This window comes from Mucilaginibacter sp. PAMB04274, from assembly GCF_039634385.2.
Taxonomy (GTDB): domain Bacteria; phylum Bacteroidota; class Bacteroidia; order Sphingobacteriales; family Sphingobacteriaceae; genus Mucilaginibacter.
Genome location: NZ_CP155081.2, coordinates 2,356,336 through 2,371,370, shown reverse-complemented (window position 1 = coordinate 2,371,370; position 15,035 = coordinate 2,356,336). Strand labels below are relative to the sequence as shown.

Annotated in this window: 17 protein-coding genes; 15 read left to right on the top strand and 2 right to left on the bottom strand. The window is 42.4% G+C overall.

Annotated elements, in window-relative coordinates; all coding sequences use genetic code 11:
• Positions 1-27: 27 nt before the first annotated feature.
• From hisC to ABDD95_RS09980, 7 genes are all read left to right on the top strand, one after another.
• Complete coding sequence (gene hisC, locus ABDD95_RS10010; protein WP_345951748.1) at positions 28-1,083, top strand: histidinol-phosphate transaminase; 1,056 nt, start codon at positions 28-30, stop codon at positions 1,081-1,083.
• Positions 1,080-2,228 carry a bifunctional histidinol-phosphatase/imidazoleglycerol-phosphate dehydratase HisB gene (gene hisB / locus ABDD95_RS10005; protein WP_345951747.1) on the top strand — a complete coding sequence of 383 codons (1,149 nt, stop codon included), beginning with the start codon at positions 1,080-1,082 and terminating at the stop codon, positions 2,226-2,228. Before hisC ends, hisB begins: the two co-directional genes overlap by 4 nt.
• Before the next feature lie 23 nt (positions 2,229-2,251).
• On the top strand, positions 2,252-2,908 hold the full coding sequence (hisH, locus tag ABDD95_RS10000) for an imidazole glycerol phosphate synthase subunit HisH (RefSeq protein ID WP_345951746.1): 657 nt from the start codon (positions 2,252-2,254) through the stop codon (positions 2,906-2,908).
• 4 nt (positions 2,909-2,912) lie between these two features.
• Entirely contained in the window at positions 2,913-3,662 is a 750-nt protein-coding gene (locus tag ABDD95_RS09995) for a 1-(5-phosphoribosyl)-5-[(5-phosphoribosylamino)methylideneamino] imidazole-4-carboxamide isomerase (protein ID WP_345951745.1), read from the top strand.
• 173 nt (positions 3,663-3,835) lie between these two features.
• Positions 3,836-4,597, top strand: a complete 762-nt coding sequence (gene hisF / locus ABDD95_RS09990; protein ID WP_345951744.1) for an imidazole glycerol phosphate synthase subunit HisF — start codon at positions 3,836-3,838, stop codon at positions 4,595-4,597.
• A gap of 110 nt (positions 4,598-4,707) precedes the next feature.
• Positions 4,708-5,298, top strand: a complete 591-nt coding sequence (gene hisIE / locus ABDD95_RS09985) for a bifunctional phosphoribosyl-AMP cyclohydrolase/phosphoribosyl-ATP diphosphatase HisIE (RefSeq protein ID WP_345951743.1) — start codon at positions 4,708-4,710, stop codon at positions 5,296-5,298.
• Positions 5,299-5,390: 92 nt separating this feature from the next.
• A complete protein-coding gene (locus ABDD95_RS09980) occupies positions 5,391-6,293 on the top strand; it encodes a WD40 repeat domain-containing protein (protein ID WP_345951742.1) in 903 nt (300 codons plus the stop codon).
• On the opposite strand, the gene ABDD95_RS09975 is transcribed toward ABDD95_RS09980, so the two are convergent.
• The gene (locus ABDD95_RS09975) at positions 6,290-7,054 is read right to left on the bottom strand and encodes a C40 family peptidase (protein WP_345951741.1); all 765 of its coding nucleotides are present in this window, start codon (positions 7,052-7,054) and stop codon (positions 6,290-6,292) included. The two genes, ABDD95_RS09980 and ABDD95_RS09975, sit on opposite strands and share 4 nt — an antisense overlap.
• 82 nt (positions 7,055-7,136) lie before the next feature.
• Positions 7,137-7,490 (bottom strand): 4Fe-4S dicluster domain-containing protein, encoded by a 354-nt coding sequence (locus tag ABDD95_RS09970; RefSeq protein WP_345951740.1) that lies wholly within the window; start codon positions 7,488-7,490, stop codon positions 7,137-7,139.
• 108 nt (positions 7,491-7,598) lie between these two features.
• Here ABDD95_RS09970 and ABDD95_RS09965 point away from each other — a divergent pair, with 108 nt between their 5' ends.
• The 8 genes from ABDD95_RS09965 (at position 7,599) to ABDD95_RS09930 (ending at position 15,005) form a co-directional block, all read left to right on the top strand.
• Positions 7,599-8,621, top strand: coding sequence for an acyl-CoA reductase (locus ABDD95_RS09965; protein ID WP_345951739.1), 1,023 nt, complete (start codon positions 7,599-7,601; stop codon positions 8,619-8,621).
• A gap of 21 nt (positions 8,622-8,642) precedes the next feature.
• Entirely contained in the window at positions 8,643-8,846 is a 204-nt protein-coding gene (locus ABDD95_RS09960; protein ID WP_169610682.1) for a fructose-6-phosphate aldolase, read from the top strand.
• Positions 8,847-8,851: 5 nt separating this feature from the next.
• Positions 8,852-9,535, top strand: coding sequence for an ATP-binding cassette domain-containing protein (locus ABDD95_RS09955; RefSeq protein ID WP_345951738.1), 684 nt, complete (start codon positions 8,852-8,854; stop codon positions 9,533-9,535).
• Positions 9,536-9,758: 223 nt separating this feature from the next.
• Positions 9,759-10,370 carry a nucleotide exchange factor GrpE gene (locus ABDD95_RS09950; RefSeq protein ID WP_345951737.1) on the top strand — a complete coding sequence of 204 codons (612 nt, stop codon included), beginning with the start codon at positions 9,759-9,761 and terminating at the stop codon, positions 10,368-10,370.
• Between the two features lie 113 nt (positions 10,371-10,483).
• Positions 10,484-11,653: a molecular chaperone DnaJ gene (gene dnaJ, locus ABDD95_RS09945; protein ID WP_345951736.1), complete on the top strand. Its 1,170-nt coding sequence runs from the start codon at positions 10,484-10,486 to the stop codon at positions 11,651-11,653.
• A 188-nt stretch (positions 11,654-11,841) separates the two neighbouring features.
• Positions 11,842-12,750 (top strand): ABC transporter ATP-binding protein, encoded by a 909-nt coding sequence (locus ABDD95_RS09940; protein WP_345951735.1) that lies wholly within the window; start codon positions 11,842-11,844, stop codon positions 12,748-12,750.
• Positions 12,751-12,753: 3 nt separating this feature from the next.
• Positions 12,754-14,004 carry an ABC transporter permease gene (locus tag ABDD95_RS09935; RefSeq protein WP_345951734.1) on the top strand — a complete coding sequence of 417 codons (1,251 nt, stop codon included), beginning with the start codon at positions 12,754-12,756 and terminating at the stop codon, positions 14,002-14,004.
• 71 nt (positions 14,005-14,075) lie between these two features.
• A complete protein-coding gene (locus ABDD95_RS09930) occupies positions 14,076-15,005 on the top strand; it encodes an exopolyphosphatase (RefSeq protein ID WP_345951733.1) in 930 nt (309 codons plus the stop codon).
• Positions 15,006-15,035 lie beyond the last annotated feature (30 nt).

Sequence of the window (15,035 nt, the reverse complement as noted above, 5' to 3'; positions counted from 1 at the left end):
AATGAACGGAGCCATAATGAGCAAATCATGACTACCATGTTCGACATCAATAATATCTTAAGAGAAAATATAAAGAACTTAAAGCCTTATTCATCAGCTCGTGATGAATTTCAGGGCGAGGCAAGCGTATACCTTGATGCCAATGAAAATGCATTCGGATCGCCTTTGGACCAGAACTACAACCGCTATCCCGACCCGCTACAGTATGCCGTAAAAAAGCGCTTAAGCGAAATTAAAGGCGTACCACCGCGTAACATCTTTTTAGGGAATGGCAGCGACGAAGCTATCGACATTTTATTCCGAAGCTTTTGCAACCCAGGTACCGACAACGTAATATTGGTACCCCCAACCTACGGCATGTACGAGGTATCGGCTAATATTAATGACGTTGCAACCCGGAAGGTTAACTTGACTGATGATTACCAGTTAAACTTAGATGGCATAGCCGAGGCAATTGATGCGCAAACCAAAATCATCTTTGTTTGCTCGCCTAACAACCCAACCGGTAATTCTATTAACCGTGATGACATTGAAACGCTGCTATCTAACTTTAACGGCCTGGTAGTGGTTGATGAAGCTTATATTAACTTTAGCCGTCAAAAAACATTTATACAGGAACTAACCGAATATGCTAACCTCATTGTTTTGCAAACCCTGTCTAAGGCCTGGGGACTGGCCGGTTTACGTGTAGGCATGGCCTTTGCCAGCGAAGAAATTATTGAGGTAATGAACCGCGTTAAGCCACCGTATAACATCAATGAGGCTTCGCAGCAATTGGCTTTGCAAGCCTTGCAAAACACCGAGCAGGTAAACGGCTGGATCAAAGAAACTTTGGCCGAGCGTGATAAACTGGTACTCCAACTGAAAGACCTTGATTTTGTGGTAGATATTTATCCCTCAGATGCTAACTTTATATTAGTGAAAACTACCGACGCCAAAGGCATCTACAATTTCCTGGTCCAAAACGGCATCATTGTGCGCGACCGCTCTAAGGTAGAACTATGCGAAGGCTCGTTGCGCATTACAGTAGGCACCCCACAGGAAAACATTACCCTCATTAACACTTTACAAAACTTTAAATGAGCAATCTTAAAAAAGTATTGTTTATAGACCGCGATGGCACCATGATTAGCGAGTGTGCCGATGAGCAGATTGACGCTTTTGATAAATTGACGTTCTATCCTGGTGCGCTTACCTACTTGCCCCGCATAGCTAAAGAGCTGGATTACGAGCTGGTGATGGTAACTAACCAGGATGGCTTGGGTACGACTGCTCATCCGGATGAAAACTTCTTCCCGGTACATGAGTTTGTAATGAAAACTTTCGCAAACGAGGGTGTTAACTTTGAGGCCACTTTTATTGACCGCACTTTTGCAGCCGATAATGCGCCTACCCGCAAGCCTGGCACAGGAATGCTTACTCAATATCTCGACACCGAGAAGTATGACCTGGCTAACTCCTTTGTAATAGGCGACCGGCTGAACGATGTACTGCTGGCAAAAAACCTGGGCGCTAAAGCCATTTGGATAAACGATGGCCTAGGTATGGGTGCTAAAGAATTTACCACAGAAGAAATTGCCGCCATAAACGCTACTATCGGTATTAAAACTACCGAGTGGCAAAAAGTATATGAGTTTTTAAAAGTGGGCAAACGTGTTATTGAGCACCGCCGTACCACCAAGGAGACGGATATATACATTAAAATAGATTTAGATGGCACGGGCGAGGCTAAAGTAAATACCGGCCTCCACTTCTTCGACCACATGCTTGATCAGATTGCCCGGCATGGTAGTGTTGATCTGGAAGTAGTGGCTAAAGGAGATTTGCATATCGATGAGCATCACACTATTGAAGATACTGGTATTGCCTTAGGAGAAGCTATGGCAACTGCATTGGGTAACAAGCGGGGTATTGAGCGTTACGGCTTTTGTTTACCTATGGACGATTGCCTGGCACAAGCTGCTATTGATTTTGGCGGCCGCAACTGGCTGATGTGGGAAGCGGACTTTAAGCGTGAAAAAGTGGGCGATATGCCTACCGAGATGTTTTATCATTTCTTTAAATCGTTTACCGACGCCGCTAAATGCAATTTAAATATAAAAGCTGAAGGTTATAACGAACATCATAAAATAGAAGCTATATTTAAAGCTTTTGCCAAAGCCATTAAAATGGCTGTGCGCAGAGATGTAAATAATATGGTTCTACCCAGTACCAAGGGCGTACTGTAATCGGCTAAGGAGAATATCAAATAATGGAAGTTACGGAAAAACAAGACTCCGAAATACAAAGTTCACCTTCCCGGCCAGATGCTTCCAACAGCATAGGCATCGTTAGGTATGGTGCAGGAAATATTTTTTCGCTCACGTCTGCGCTCGACAGATTGAATATTCCGTACGGCATGATACACACCGAAGCCGACTTTGAACACTACGAGCGATACATCATTCCGGGTGTAGGCCATGCCGGAGCGGCCATGAACAAGTTGGAGCAAACCGGCCTTGTACCAGCTATTAAAGCCCTTAAAAAACCAACTCTGGGCATCTGCGTGGGCATGCAGTTAATGACAGCTTATTCTGAAGAAGGTAATGCCGATTTACTGAATATTTTTCCGAACAAGACATTGCGTTTTAAAGACAACGAACACTATAAAGTGCCGCATACCGGCTGGAACCGCGTATTACAAGATAAAGAGAACCCGTTATTCAACGGCATACCCGATGGCGCACATTTTTATTTTGTGCACTCCTACTACATTGAGCACAGTAATTTATTTACCTTGGCTTCAACTAATTACACCTTAAAGTATTCTGCATCAATTTGGCATGACAACTTTTATGGCGTACAATTTCACCCCGAAAAATCGGGTGTGTTTGGGGAAAAATTATTAGCAAACTTTTCAAAAATATAAAGGCATGTATATTATTCCTGCTATTGACATTCTGAACAAAAAAGTTGTTCGGTTACGTGAAGGCGATTATGAACAGGTAACGCAGTATGATGTGAGCCTTGAAGAAATGATTGAGCGCTACCAGTCTATCGGTACCGAACTCATCCACATTATTGATTTGAATGGCGCCAAAGGCGATTTCAGTAACCAACAATATCTGTTTGATGTTATTAAAAAAACAGATATGAAAATTCAATATGGTGGTGGCATCCGCAGTATTGAAAAAGTTCAGGAGCTCACAGATGCAGGCATAGCCCGTGTAATAGTAGGCACGCAAGCTATCAGTAATCCAATTTTTTTAGATGAACTGAGCAAAGCCATGTGTGGCCAAAGCAAGTGTTCTGACAAAATTGTGGTAGCTATTGATGTGCTTGATGAAGTAATCAAATACTCGGGTTGGATGGAAAGCTCGCCTATAAAACTGATTGATTATGTTGACCGCTGCCTACACCTGGGCTTTTACCGTTTTTTGTGTACGGATATTAACAAAGACGGTAAACTAGGTGGTGCAGGTGTAGATCTGTACAAAAAATTATTGAGCCACTCTCCTTTTATTAAGCTTATAGCGTCTGGTGGCGTTAGCTCCATGAAAGACATTGAGCAACTTAACAAGATAAAAGTAGAAAGCTGTGTGGTTGGAAAAGCCATCTATGAAAATCGCATCACCATTGACGACGTAAAAAACTGGAACTTAAAATCGTTAATATCGATATAAAGCACGACCTGAAAATAACAACCGACCTGTCATTTCGAGTATGAGAACTTTTTTAAGTGCTAAGTTAATCAGCAAGAAAAGAAAGGCTCGTTACCTGATTTGATGACAGGTTATAATAGCATTTTGCTTTGCAAGAGATAAAAGAAAATATAAACTCGCCCTTTACAAAGCCGATGGCATCTAGCCTCGCCAAACGCATTATTCCCTGCCTTGACGTTAAGGACGGACGCACGGTTAAAGGCGTAAACTTTGTTGACCTACGTGATGCTGGCGACCCTGTTGAGCTGGCCTGGAACTACTCCCAGCAAGGTGCTGACGAACTGGTTTTTTTGGACATTACGGCTACGCATGAAAAACGCAAAACCCTGATAGAACTGGTTAAAGCTGTAGCCCGCCAAATTAACATCCCATTTACCATAGGCGGCGGCATTAACGAAATTGCTGACGCCGACGCACTGTTAAACGCCGGTGCCGATAAAATATCGATCAACTCGGCCGCTGTACGTAACCCAGCACTGATTGATGAACTGGCAGCAGCTTTTGGTGTGCAGTTTGTTATTGTAGCGGTAGATACACGTCATATTGGTAATACCAATATTGTACACCTGAACGGTGGCCGCATAGCCACAGATAAGGAAACGCCAAGCTGGATTAAGGAGGCTGAAAGCCGTGGAGCAGGTGAAATTTTGCTTACTTCTATGGATCATGATGGTACAAAAGCTGGTTTTGATAACACTTTTTTGAAAGTGGTAAATGATGCCGTGCGTATACCGGTTATTGCCTCTGGTGGTGCAGGTAACGTGCAGCACTTCATAGATGTGTTTGAACAAACAAATGTAGATGCTGCCTTGGCCGCTTCAGTTTTCCATTACGGCGAAATTTTGATACCGGATTTAAAAGAGAGTTTAAGAACGCGTCAAATAGAAGTAAGATAAAACATAACTTAGATCATGCGGAATGTGAGTGATAGCTCTCTTTCAACATGTTAACTGATGACAAATGCAAGAAGGCTACGCTTATTCCTGCAATACTTTAAGAATCAATAATGCAAATAGATTTCACCAAATCACCCGATGGCTTAGTGCCGGTGGTTATACAGGACGTACAGACGTTAGAAGTGCTGATGCTGGGCTACATGAATAAGGATGCCTATGATAAAACAGTGCAAGAAAACATTGTCACGTTCTACTCCCGCTCAAAGAACCGTTTATGGACTAAAGGCGAAACCAGCAATAACTTTTTGCATGTCGTAAGCATTCATCTCGATTGCGATAACGACACCATCCTGATAAAAGCTAAAGCCGATGGGCCTACCTGTCATACCGGCGCACGCAGCTGCTTCCAAACCACGTATAACCAAAATTTCATTTTGGAACTGGAAAATATTATTGAGGACCGTTACACTAATCCGCAAGAAGGTTCGTACATCAACAAACTGCAAGGCAAAGGTCTTAATAAAATAGCTCAAAAAGTAGGCGAAGAAGGTGTAGAAACCGTTATAGCTGCCCTGGCAGAAACCGAAACCGACTTGATTAATGAGGCATCAGACCTTGTATTCCACCTATTGGTGTTGCTTCGCGAAAAGGGTTTGAAGTTAGAAACTATTGCCAAAAATCTGGAGCAAAGGCATAAATAACTGTTCAGTGTTTCATTAGTGCATCCGTTCACTATTCTTTTATAGTCCTTTCTGAGTTACTAATGAACCAAACACGCTAATGAACAAATTAAATGAAAGTAGAAAAGTCATTTGAATTATCCGGACATCAGAACCCCATTTTTGCGTTAGAATTTTCGCAAAAGCCTGGAATTTTGTTCAGCGCGGGGAATGATAAGGGTTTAGTGGAGTGGAGCTTGGAAAAACAGACCTTCATTAAAGTAATGTTCCCGGTAGTAGCTTCGGTGTATGCTATTCATTGCCCTACCGGCTTTCCGTTAATGTTTGCCGGTCTACGTAACGGTCAGGTATTAGTTTTCGATTTTATTGAGCAAAAGATTACCGGTATACTAAAACAGCATACCAAACCTGTATTTGATATTAAATCTGTTAAAGGAAAGCAAGAACTGCTTGTGGCATCTGAAGATGGCACGGTAAGCATTTGGAACTTGAATACCTTTGAACTGATACATACCATACAGATATCAACTGATACAGTTCGGAGCATCAGCATTTCGCCCGATGAAACGCAGGTAGCTTTTGGATGCAGGGATAGTTCGATAAAGATTTATAGCCTGCATGATTATGGCTTTATAAGCACATTAAGTGATCATACCATGGCAGTGTTCACAGTTCAGCATTCGCCCGATGGCCAGCACCTTTTATCGGGAGCACGTGATGCACAAATTAAGATTTGGAACGCTTCAGATCTTACCTTACAACAAAGCATTGCAGCACACCTATTTGCCGTAAACCATATCGTCTTTCATCCTACGGAGCCTTATTTTGCATCCGCCAGTATGGATAAAAGCATTAAAATTTGGGGCGCTGATGACTTTAAACTTTACAAGATCATCAGCCGGGAGAAAGGCTACGCCAGCCACCAGCTGTCTGTCAATAAATTAGCTTGGAACGGTAACCAATTAATTTCAACCGGCGATGACAAGCGCATTATTGCCTGGGATATTGCTTTCTAACTAAGTATTCGCTTGATAATGCGCAGCTTGTGCGTATGCTTTTTAAATTCTTCCGAATATATCCCTTGACCGTCTATAGCTTCGATTTTAACCCGGCCCGATGAATGGATAATTTGCTCGCTGTTGAGCATTATACCAACATGTACAATCCGCCCTTCGTCGTTATCAAAAAAGGCCAGGTCGCCGGCTTGTGCCGATGGCAAAAAGTCAACGGCCGTGCCCTGCTCTACCTGCTGACTGGCATCTCGCCTTAACTGTATACCATGTTGCTTGTATACTGCCTGCACAAAGCCGGAGCAGTCGATGCCAAAATGGGTACGGCCGGCCCATAAATAAGGTGTGTTTAAATAAGTCTTGGCAGTGGCAATCAGATCCGCCTCCCGTTCACCCGGGTCATTTATACCGAACACATCGTTATTTATCCAGCTACTGCCATTTTCGTAAAAAGGCAAGTTACTGCCCGCAGGCAGGTACAATAAGCTGTTATCGCTTTGCTTATAAGCTATGGTTACAGGCTGTGTAGTAAGTATCGTGTCAGTTTGTTGCAAAGAAAGGTAATCCTCATAATTTAACAGTGATACCTGATTGCTGCTAATCCAACCTTCATAAGCATCATGGGCGGTTACAATTTTCACCCACTTATCCTGCCGTTCTAATAACTCATAAGTTTCACCGAACAACAACTGCGACACCATCTCGCTTTTATCGCTCCCCTCAGCCCTTATGGGTATTATTGCTAACTTACTTATGCCGTATTCCATGCTGCTAATTTATAATTACTTCCCGGTAAACAAAAAAGGGACACTGTTTGAGTATCCCTTTTAAAAATAAATTTTGTTGTGTTTAACCTTCCATGTGTAGCCACTGCTTTTTAGCAATCAGCTCCTCTTGAGTCTCACGAACATTTTCATCGTCTACGCAGCAATCTACCGGGCAAACGGCCGCACATTGTGGCTCATCATGAAAACCTACGCATTCGGTACATTTATCTGGAACGATATAATATATATCATCCGATATTGCGGCTTGCGCTTCATCAGCGCTTAGCGTGTTTCCATCACCAAAATCAATAACACCTTTAAGCTCAGTACCGTCCGAAAAACGCCAGCTGGCTCCGGCATCGTAAATTGCGTTATTTGGGCATTCCGGCTCACATGCTCCGCAGTTTATACATTCGTCTGTGATTACAATTGCCATATATCTTTAGCTCTATATCTTATTATTCTGTTTACCTTTGCCTTTTTGAAAAGGCTTGCAAATATAACAAAAAAAACGTTTGCTGGTTTCCACATCTGTATAGTATATATGTCAATTTTCAACAAGTCATATTTAATCCAAATACTGGCCAATTTGGGCAGGCAATTGCTTAATCCCAATGCTACATTGCAGCAGCTGGTAGAAAGTGAACGCAATGTAAACCCCTGGTTCACGCCTGAAAGTGTGCAGCAGGCCATACAGGCAACAGGCTTATCTTTAACCGAAGATAACCTTGCGCAATGGCTGAACCACTATCAGCTTAAAGAACATGCTTCTAAAAAAGTTGGGTTAATACTTGCAGGCAACATCCCATTGGTGGGTTTTCATGATGTGCTTTGTGTATTAGCAAGCGGCAATATTGCGCTAATAAAAGCGTCATCACAAGATGCACGATTAATTAAGTATGTTTTACAATTGCTGGTAAATATTGAACCGCAATTAGCCGGCAGCTACCATTTTATTGAACGCCTGGAAGGATTTGATGCTATTATAGCTACAGGAAGCAACAATACTTCCAGATATTTTGAATACTACTTTGGCAAAGTGCCTAACATTATACGCAAGAACCGAAACAGTATCGCACTGTTAACTGGCCAGGAAAGTACTGAACAGTTACATGAGCTTGGAAAAGATATTTTTGATTACTATGGCTTAGGTTGCCGTAACGTATCAAAACTTTTAGTGCCTAAAGGCTATAACTTCATCCCGTTTTTTGAAGCCATTGAAGATTATCACCACATTGCACAGCATCACAAGTACCACAACAACTACGATTACAACAAAGCAATATACCTGGTAAACAGAGATAAGCACCTCGACAATGGCTTTTTATTGTTAAAGGAAGACACCCGCTTAGCCTCTCCCCTGGCCGTACTTTATTACGAAGAGTATGAGGACTTAAATGCAGCAGAAGCACTTTTAAGGGAACAGCGGGAACAGATACAATGTATAGTGAGTATGGTAAATTTGCCTGTTGAAGTGCAGGTGGTTGATTTTGGCAAGAGCCAGCAGCCTGCGCTTTGGGATTATGCCGACGGAATTGATACAATGGAGTTCTTGTCTAATCTTTAAAAATACGTACTTTTGAAGGGCATGTATATCATCAAAGTAAAAGGCGTTGCCAAAATACCCGACTATGTGCAGTTACGCGATGAGCAGTTTACACTCCTGGCCTATTTTAGGGTAGACAGACCTGATAAATCGCTGGACAAGGTTGGTTTGGGCGATAAGGCCGATTACATTATGAACCTGATAAAAGACCTGCCTTTTGGCCAGATATTGAAACTTGAATTATAAAGTAAATGATTGGAAATTCCGTTATAAAACTGCAAGGCGTTGATATTTTTCAGCAAAAGCACCTGGTATTGTCTGATGTAAACCTGCATATCGATAAAGGCGATTTTGTTTGGCTTATCGGTCAGACCGGCTCGGGTAAAAGCAGTTTACTTAAAGTAATTTATGGCGATTTAAATATTACTACTGGTGAAGGACATGCCGGGGGTTACGATTTAAAGAAGCTGGCTACCAGGGATGTTCCTTACCTACGCCGTAAGCTGGGCATTGTATTTCAGGATTTTCAATTATTAACCGACCGAACTATAGAGCAAAACTTACACTTTGTAATGAAAGCCACCGGTTGGAAAGATAAAAAGCTAATTGCAGACCGTATCCGTGATGTACTGGAAAAAGTTGGCCTGCGTTCAAAAATAAAAAAGATGCCACATGAACTTTCGGGCGGCGAGCAGCAACGTGTGGTAATTGCACGAGCTTTACTGAACGATCCTGAAATTATATTGGCTGATGAGCCAACCGGCAACCTGGATCCGGACACATCCGAGGAAATTGTGATGCTCCTGAAACAGATCAGCCTATCAGGCACTGCGGTGGTCGTTGCAACGCATGATTACCATATCATCCGTACTTTTCCATCTCGCATTATCAAATGCGAATCAGGCAAAGTACTGGAGGATGTTCAGATAGCATAATTTAGGGGCTAGTTTAAGGTTAGTAAGTGTTGCATTCCCTTGCAAGCTCTCCTTCGCAAGTTGTAACATGCTACTGACAACCCCTGTTATATAACTGACATCACACAACGGATTATGGCCGCTGGCAGGATCCGGAGAGACATTTCTACCCAATTTGTCGAATACCTACTGACAGGCTGACCGCTTTGCGGCTATGGCAAGGTACTTGATTTGCAACATTATCATGAACTTTAAAGACATGTTTAACAAGAATAAGAAGCAGGATACACCTGATACAGAAGATTTAAACGAAGTGAACACGGAGAATACCACACCTGAAGAACAAGCCGAAAATCCATTGGCTGATGAATTAAACGTAAATGCTGAAGAAGTTAAAACTGAATTATCAGCAGAGGCAAAGCTAAAGGAAGACCTGGCACAGGCTAATGATAAATATTTACGCTTGTACGCTGAGTTTGACAATTTTAAGCGCCGCACTACTAAAGAGCGTGTGGAGCTATTACAAACTGCTGGTAAAGAAGTAATTGTATCTATGCTACCTGTGCTGGATGATTTTGAAAGAGCTATTAAAGCAATGGAAAATGCACAGGATGTAAACGCTGTAAAAGAAGGCGTACTTCTGGTACAGTCTAAGCTTAAAAATATTCTGACTCAAAAAGGTCTTAAGGAAATGGAAGCTACAGGAACCACCTTTGATGCTGACATTCATGAAGCAATTACCAATATACCTGCACCTACCGATGACCTTAAAGGTAAAGTAGTTGATCAACTGGAAAAAGGTTACTACCTAAATGATAAGGTAGTACGTTTTGCTAAAGTAGTAGTAGGCGCTTAATTAGTTAGTAAGTAGTTAGGTTATTTTGTTATTAAGAGGTTGCTGCCTGAGCTTTTATGTTTCTAATTGCAGGCAATTGCTTAATAATTCAGTAACGTAATAACCAAAATATTATGTCAAAAAGAGATTATTACGACGTACTTGGGGTTTCACGCGGGGCCAGTGAGGACGAGATCAAGAAAGCCTACCGTAAGATGGCCATTAAGTATCACCCGGATAAAAACCCGGGCGATAAGGCCGCAGAGGAAGCTTTTAAAGAAGCAGCCGAAGCTTACGAGGTATTGAGCAAGCCCGACAAGCGCCAGCGTTATGACCAGTTTGGCCATGCAGCTAATGCACAATCGCCTAATGGCGGTGGTTACGGCGGTGGAGGCATGAATATGGATGACATATTCAGTCAGTTTGGCGATATATTCGGCGGCGGCAGTCCATTCGAAGGTTTTTTCGGCGGAGGCGGCGGTCGTCAGCAAGGTGGTGGAGGCAGGCGTGTAGCCCGTGGCAGCAACCTGCGCATCAAAGTTCGTTTAACCCTTGAAGAAATTGCAAATGGGGTTGAAAAAAAGATAAAAGTAAACAAACAGGTTTTATGTAATACCTGCGATGGTACAGGAGCTAAAGACAAATCGTCTTTCCAAACCTGTAAAACCTGTGGTGGCTCAGGTGCAGTACGCCGGGTAACCAATACCATTTTGGGTCAGATGCAGACTACCAGCACCTGCCCTACCTGTAATGGCGAAGGCTCAACCATCACCTCAAAATGTAACGTTTGCCATGGCGATGGTGTAGTTAGAGGAGAAGAAACCATCAGCATTAACATACCTGCCGGCGTGAGTGAAGGCATGCAATTGAGCATGAGTGGCAAAGGTAACGCAGCGCCACGCGGCGGTGTACCCGGCGACCTGATCATACTGATTGAGGAAGTACAGCACGAGACACTAAAACGCGATGGCCACAATGTGATCTATGATATGCACATCAACTTTGTTGACGCCGCACTAGGTACTAGTGTTGAAGTGCCAACCATTGATGGAAAAGCCAAAATTAAAATAGAGCCTGGTACTCAGGGTGGGAAAATCCTGCGCTTGAAGGGTAAAGGCGTGCCTGAAGTAAATTCCTATCACCGTGGCGACCAGTTGGTGCATATCAACATCTGGACACCCAAAGCTTTGAGCCGCGAAGAACGTGATCTGCTAGAAAAGCTGCAAAACTCTCCTAATTTCAAACCCAATCCGGGCAAAAATGAGAAAAGCTTTTTCGAACGGATGAAGGAATACTTTGAGTAAGCTTTAGAAGTAAGAAACAAAGTTCGAGCCTAAAACTATAAGTCGTGGTTCAACGACAGAAAGCCTGAAGAATTTTTCTTCGGGCTTTCTTATTTATAAATGGTCGCAGATTGTAACAAAATAGTCATCTTATTATCTAAACATTAATCTTATCTTCATAAACTTAAACTATACTGACCCCAACACACATGCTTAGCATCAGAAACATTGTGAAACAATACGCCGGTCATAAGGCGTTGAACGATGTGAGCCTGGAAGTTACCAGCGGGCAAATATTTGGTCTTTTAGGTCCAAATGGCGCAGGCAAAACTTCGCTCATCCGTATCATCAATCAAATCACTGCGCCCGACTCAGGTGAAATTTACTTCGACGGTGAAAAATTAAACCAATCGCATATTGAACGTATAGGCTACATGCCCGAGGAACGTGGCCTTTACAAAAAAATGGCCATTGGCGAACAAATTGTGTACCTGGCCCGCCTAAAAGGATTGAGCCATGCCGAAGCAACCAAACGTATAAAGTATTGGTTCGAGAAATTGGAAATTGAAAGCTGGTGGAACAAAAAGGTCGAGGAGCTATCAAAAGGTATGCAACAAAAAGCACAGTTTGTAGCCACGGTTTTGCACGAGCCCGATCTGATTATCCTGGATGAGCCGTTCAGTGGTTTTGACCCGGTAAATGCAGAATTAATTAAAGATGAAATACTGGAGCTAAACCGCAAAGGTGCTACCATCTTGTTCTCTACGCACCGTATGGAATCGGTTGAGGAACTTTGTAATTCTATTGCCCTGATCCATAAATCTAACAAGATACTGGACGGTCGCGTGAAAGACATCCGTAACTCCTACCGAAGCAACACCTTTTTGATCGAATATAACGGTGAAAAACTTGCTTTAAACGGTACAGAGCCATTTGCCCTGGTTGATGAAACAACTACTGAAGACGAAAGCCATATCATCCGGCTTAAGTTAAACGAGAGCACCAGCTCAAATGACGTACTGCAGTACCTTATTCCAAAAGTTAGTGTAATCCGTTTGCAAGAGGTTATTCCGAGTGTTAATGAAATCTTTATTAAAAACGTAAATCAAATTGGCTAAGCTATGAACAAAGTTTTCCTTATCATACAAAGAGAATATATATCACGCGTTCGCAAAAAAGCCTTTTTGGTGACCGTATTTTTAGTGCCGGCACTTTTATTGGCCATGTACGCTGTAATGTACCTTATTTACAAAAACAGCAGCGAACTGAATACCACACGGGTAGTAAAGGTGGTGGATGATACCGGTGTTTTTGCAGATAAACTACACGCTGGTAAAAACATCAAATTCCAACGCTCGACCTTGCCTTTAGCCGCAGCCAAGAAAGCACTAAAAAAAGATCACGAGCAAATACTGCTGTATATTCCTAAAAATTACGAGCAGGCAAAAGGTGTACAAATTTTATCGGAGAAGAAACCAAGCATTATGGTGACTACAGCAATTGAGCACCAGATGAATGAAATATCAACTAACAACAAGATGGTGGCTGCCGGTATTGATACTGCCCGACTAAAAGGCATTCACAGCAATATTGACGTTAGCGCCCTTGAAGTTACTGATGACGGCGAGAAAGACTCAAACATAGGTGCACTCACCATTATAGGCATCGCCTGTGCTGTTATGATATACTTATCGTTATTTATTTACGGGGCTCAGGTAATGCGTGGGGTAATCGAAGAGAAGACCAATCGTATTATTGAAGTTATTGTATCATCAGTAAAGCCGTTTCAATTAATGCTGGGTAAAATAATTGGTGTAGGCTTGGTAAGTATTACGCAATTTATTTTATGGATCGTATTATCGCTGGTGGTGAGTTATATTGCCAGCAAAAACTTTAATGCGCCACAAAGCCCGATGCTGGGCTTTTTAGATACGGTAAAGAACGTGCCGGTTGCCAGTATTATCGGTTACTTCCTTTTCTACTTTTTAACCGGATTCTTTCTTTACAGTGCGCTATTTGCCGCCGTGGGATCGGCTGTTGATAGTGAGACAGAAACACAGCAGTTTATGTTTCCTATTACCATGCCGCTACTGTTCACTTATTTGATTTCCGTATCGTTCTTAGCGCAAAATCCTGATAGCTCTTTGGCCTTCTGGCTTTCTGTTGTACCGTTCACCGCACCTGTGGCCATGATGGTACGCATTCCATTCGATCCTCCGGGCTGGCAAATCGCTATTTCCATGTGTATGATGGTGATTGGCTTTATATTTACTACCTGGGTAGCTGCGCGCATTTACCGTGTTGGTATTTTAATGTATGGCAAAAAAGCAAGCTACAGTGAACTGGTAAAATGGTTCTTCTATAAAGAATAATCTTAATTTCAACTTTTTGTTAATCCCTGTAAAACGTTAAAACTTTTACAGGGATTTTTTATTTTAGAGGTATGACTAACCGCGTTGCCGTTATGGACCTCGGCACAAATACATTTCATTTACTGATTGCTGAGCCCGACCCTACCCGTTTTTTTAAAGAAGTACTTCATGAGCATGTTGGCGTTAAATTAGGCGAAGGCGGTATAAATGAAGGTACTATTAAAACTAACGCTTACCAAAGAGGCATTGATACGCTCTTAAGCTTTCATCAGTTTATTAGGCAGCATAATGTGCATAACATAAAAGCTATTGCCACCTCGGCCATGCGCAGCGCATCTAACGGGCAGCAATTTATTGATGAGGTAAAGCAACACACAGGTATAGTTATCGAAACCATAAATGGTGACCGCGAGGCGGGTTACATTTATGCTGGTGTAAAGGCCTCCGGATGCTTGCAGGAAGCCAATAGCCTAATTGTTGATATTGGCGGCGGCAGTGTAGAATTCATATTAGGTAACGAGCACGAAATTATCTATAAGCAAAGCTTTGAAATAGGCGCTGCACGGCTAATGGCCAAGTTTCATCAAACAGATCCTATATCAGTTGATGAAGTGGCTGCTTTGAATGATTACCTGGATTTGCAATTAGCACCGATGTTTGACGCCGTTAAGAAACATAATGTTCAAAGCTTAATTGGCTCGTCTGGTGCGTTCGAGACATTTGCTGAACTGGCAGAGCGGCACAATGGGCATTCGTTTGATTTGAAACAAACGCCAACTTACGCCTTTAAAGAAGGTGATCTGTTAGAAATTACACGTAAAATTATTCATTCTAATCATGCAGAGCGGGCTGCTATGCCAGGCATTCTCCCTGTTCGTGTCGATATGATTGTGGTATCATCATTACTGATGCAATTTGTGATGCATAAGCTGAATCTGCATCAGGTAGTGATGTCTGCCTACTCATTAAAAGAAGGCGTATTGGCAGAAATGTTTAAATAGTAAGGGTCGCTATATTATGATTGGTTACAA

What these genes read in the sequence shown, in the direction of transcription:
- ABDD95_RS09950 (WP_345951737.1), top strand. Translation starts at nt 9,759, where the DNA reads ATGAACTTTAAAGACATGTTTAACAAGAATAAGAAGCAGGATACACCT.
- hisIE (WP_345951743.1), top strand. Translation starts at nt 4,708, where the DNA reads ATGCAAATAGATTTCACCAAATCACCCGATGGCTTAGTGCCGGTGGTT.
- ABDD95_RS09955 (WP_345951738.1), top strand. Translation starts at nt 8,852, where the DNA reads ATGATTGGAAATTCCGTTATAAAACTGCAAGGCGTTGATATTTTTCAG.
- ABDD95_RS09960 (WP_169610682.1), top strand. Translation starts at nt 8,643, where the DNA reads ATGTATATCATCAAAGTAAAAGGCGTTGCCAAAATACCCGACTATGTG.
- ABDD95_RS09935 (WP_345951734.1), top strand. Translation starts at nt 12,754, where the DNA reads ATGAACAAAGTTTTCCTTATCATACAAAGAGAATATATATCACGCGTT.
- hisC (WP_345951748.1), top strand. Translation starts at nt 28, where the DNA reads ATGACTACCATGTTCGACATCAATAATATCTTAAGAGAAAATATAAAG.
- dnaJ (WP_345951736.1), top strand. Translation starts at nt 10,484, where the DNA reads ATGTCAAAAAGAGATTATTACGACGTACTTGGGGTTTCACGCGGGGCC.
- hisB (WP_345951747.1), top strand. Translation starts at nt 1,080, where the DNA reads ATGAGCAATCTTAAAAAAGTATTGTTTATAGACCGCGATGGCACCATG.
- ABDD95_RS09940 (WP_345951735.1), top strand. Translation starts at nt 11,842, where the DNA reads ATGCTTAGCATCAGAAACATTGTGAAACAATACGCCGGTCATAAGGCG.
- ABDD95_RS09965 (WP_345951739.1), top strand. Translation starts at nt 7,599, where the DNA reads ATGTCAATTTTCAACAAGTCATATTTAATCCAAATACTGGCCAATTTG.
- ABDD95_RS09975 (WP_345951741.1), bottom strand. Translation starts at nt 7,054, where the DNA reads ATGGAATACGGCATAAGTAAGTTAGCAATAATACCCATAAGGGCTGAG.
- ABDD95_RS09980 (WP_345951742.1), top strand. Translation starts at nt 5,391, where the DNA reads ATGAAAGTAGAAAAGTCATTTGAATTATCCGGACATCAGAACCCCATT.
- ABDD95_RS09970 (WP_345951740.1), bottom strand. Translation starts at nt 7,490, where the DNA reads ATGGCAATTGTAATCACAGACGAATGTATAAACTGCGGAGCATGTGAG.
- ABDD95_RS09995 (WP_345951745.1), top strand. Translation starts at nt 2,913, where the DNA reads ATGTATATTATTCCTGCTATTGACATTCTGAACAAAAAAGTTGTTCGG.
- hisF (WP_345951744.1), top strand. Translation starts at nt 3,836, where the DNA reads ATGGCATCTAGCCTCGCCAAACGCATTATTCCCTGCCTTGACGTTAAG.
- hisH (WP_345951746.1), top strand. Translation starts at nt 2,252, where the DNA reads ATGGAAGTTACGGAAAAACAAGACTCCGAAATACAAAGTTCACCTTCC.
- ABDD95_RS09930 (WP_345951733.1), top strand. Translation starts at nt 14,076, where the DNA reads ATGACTAACCGCGTTGCCGTTATGGACCTCGGCACAAATACATTTCAT.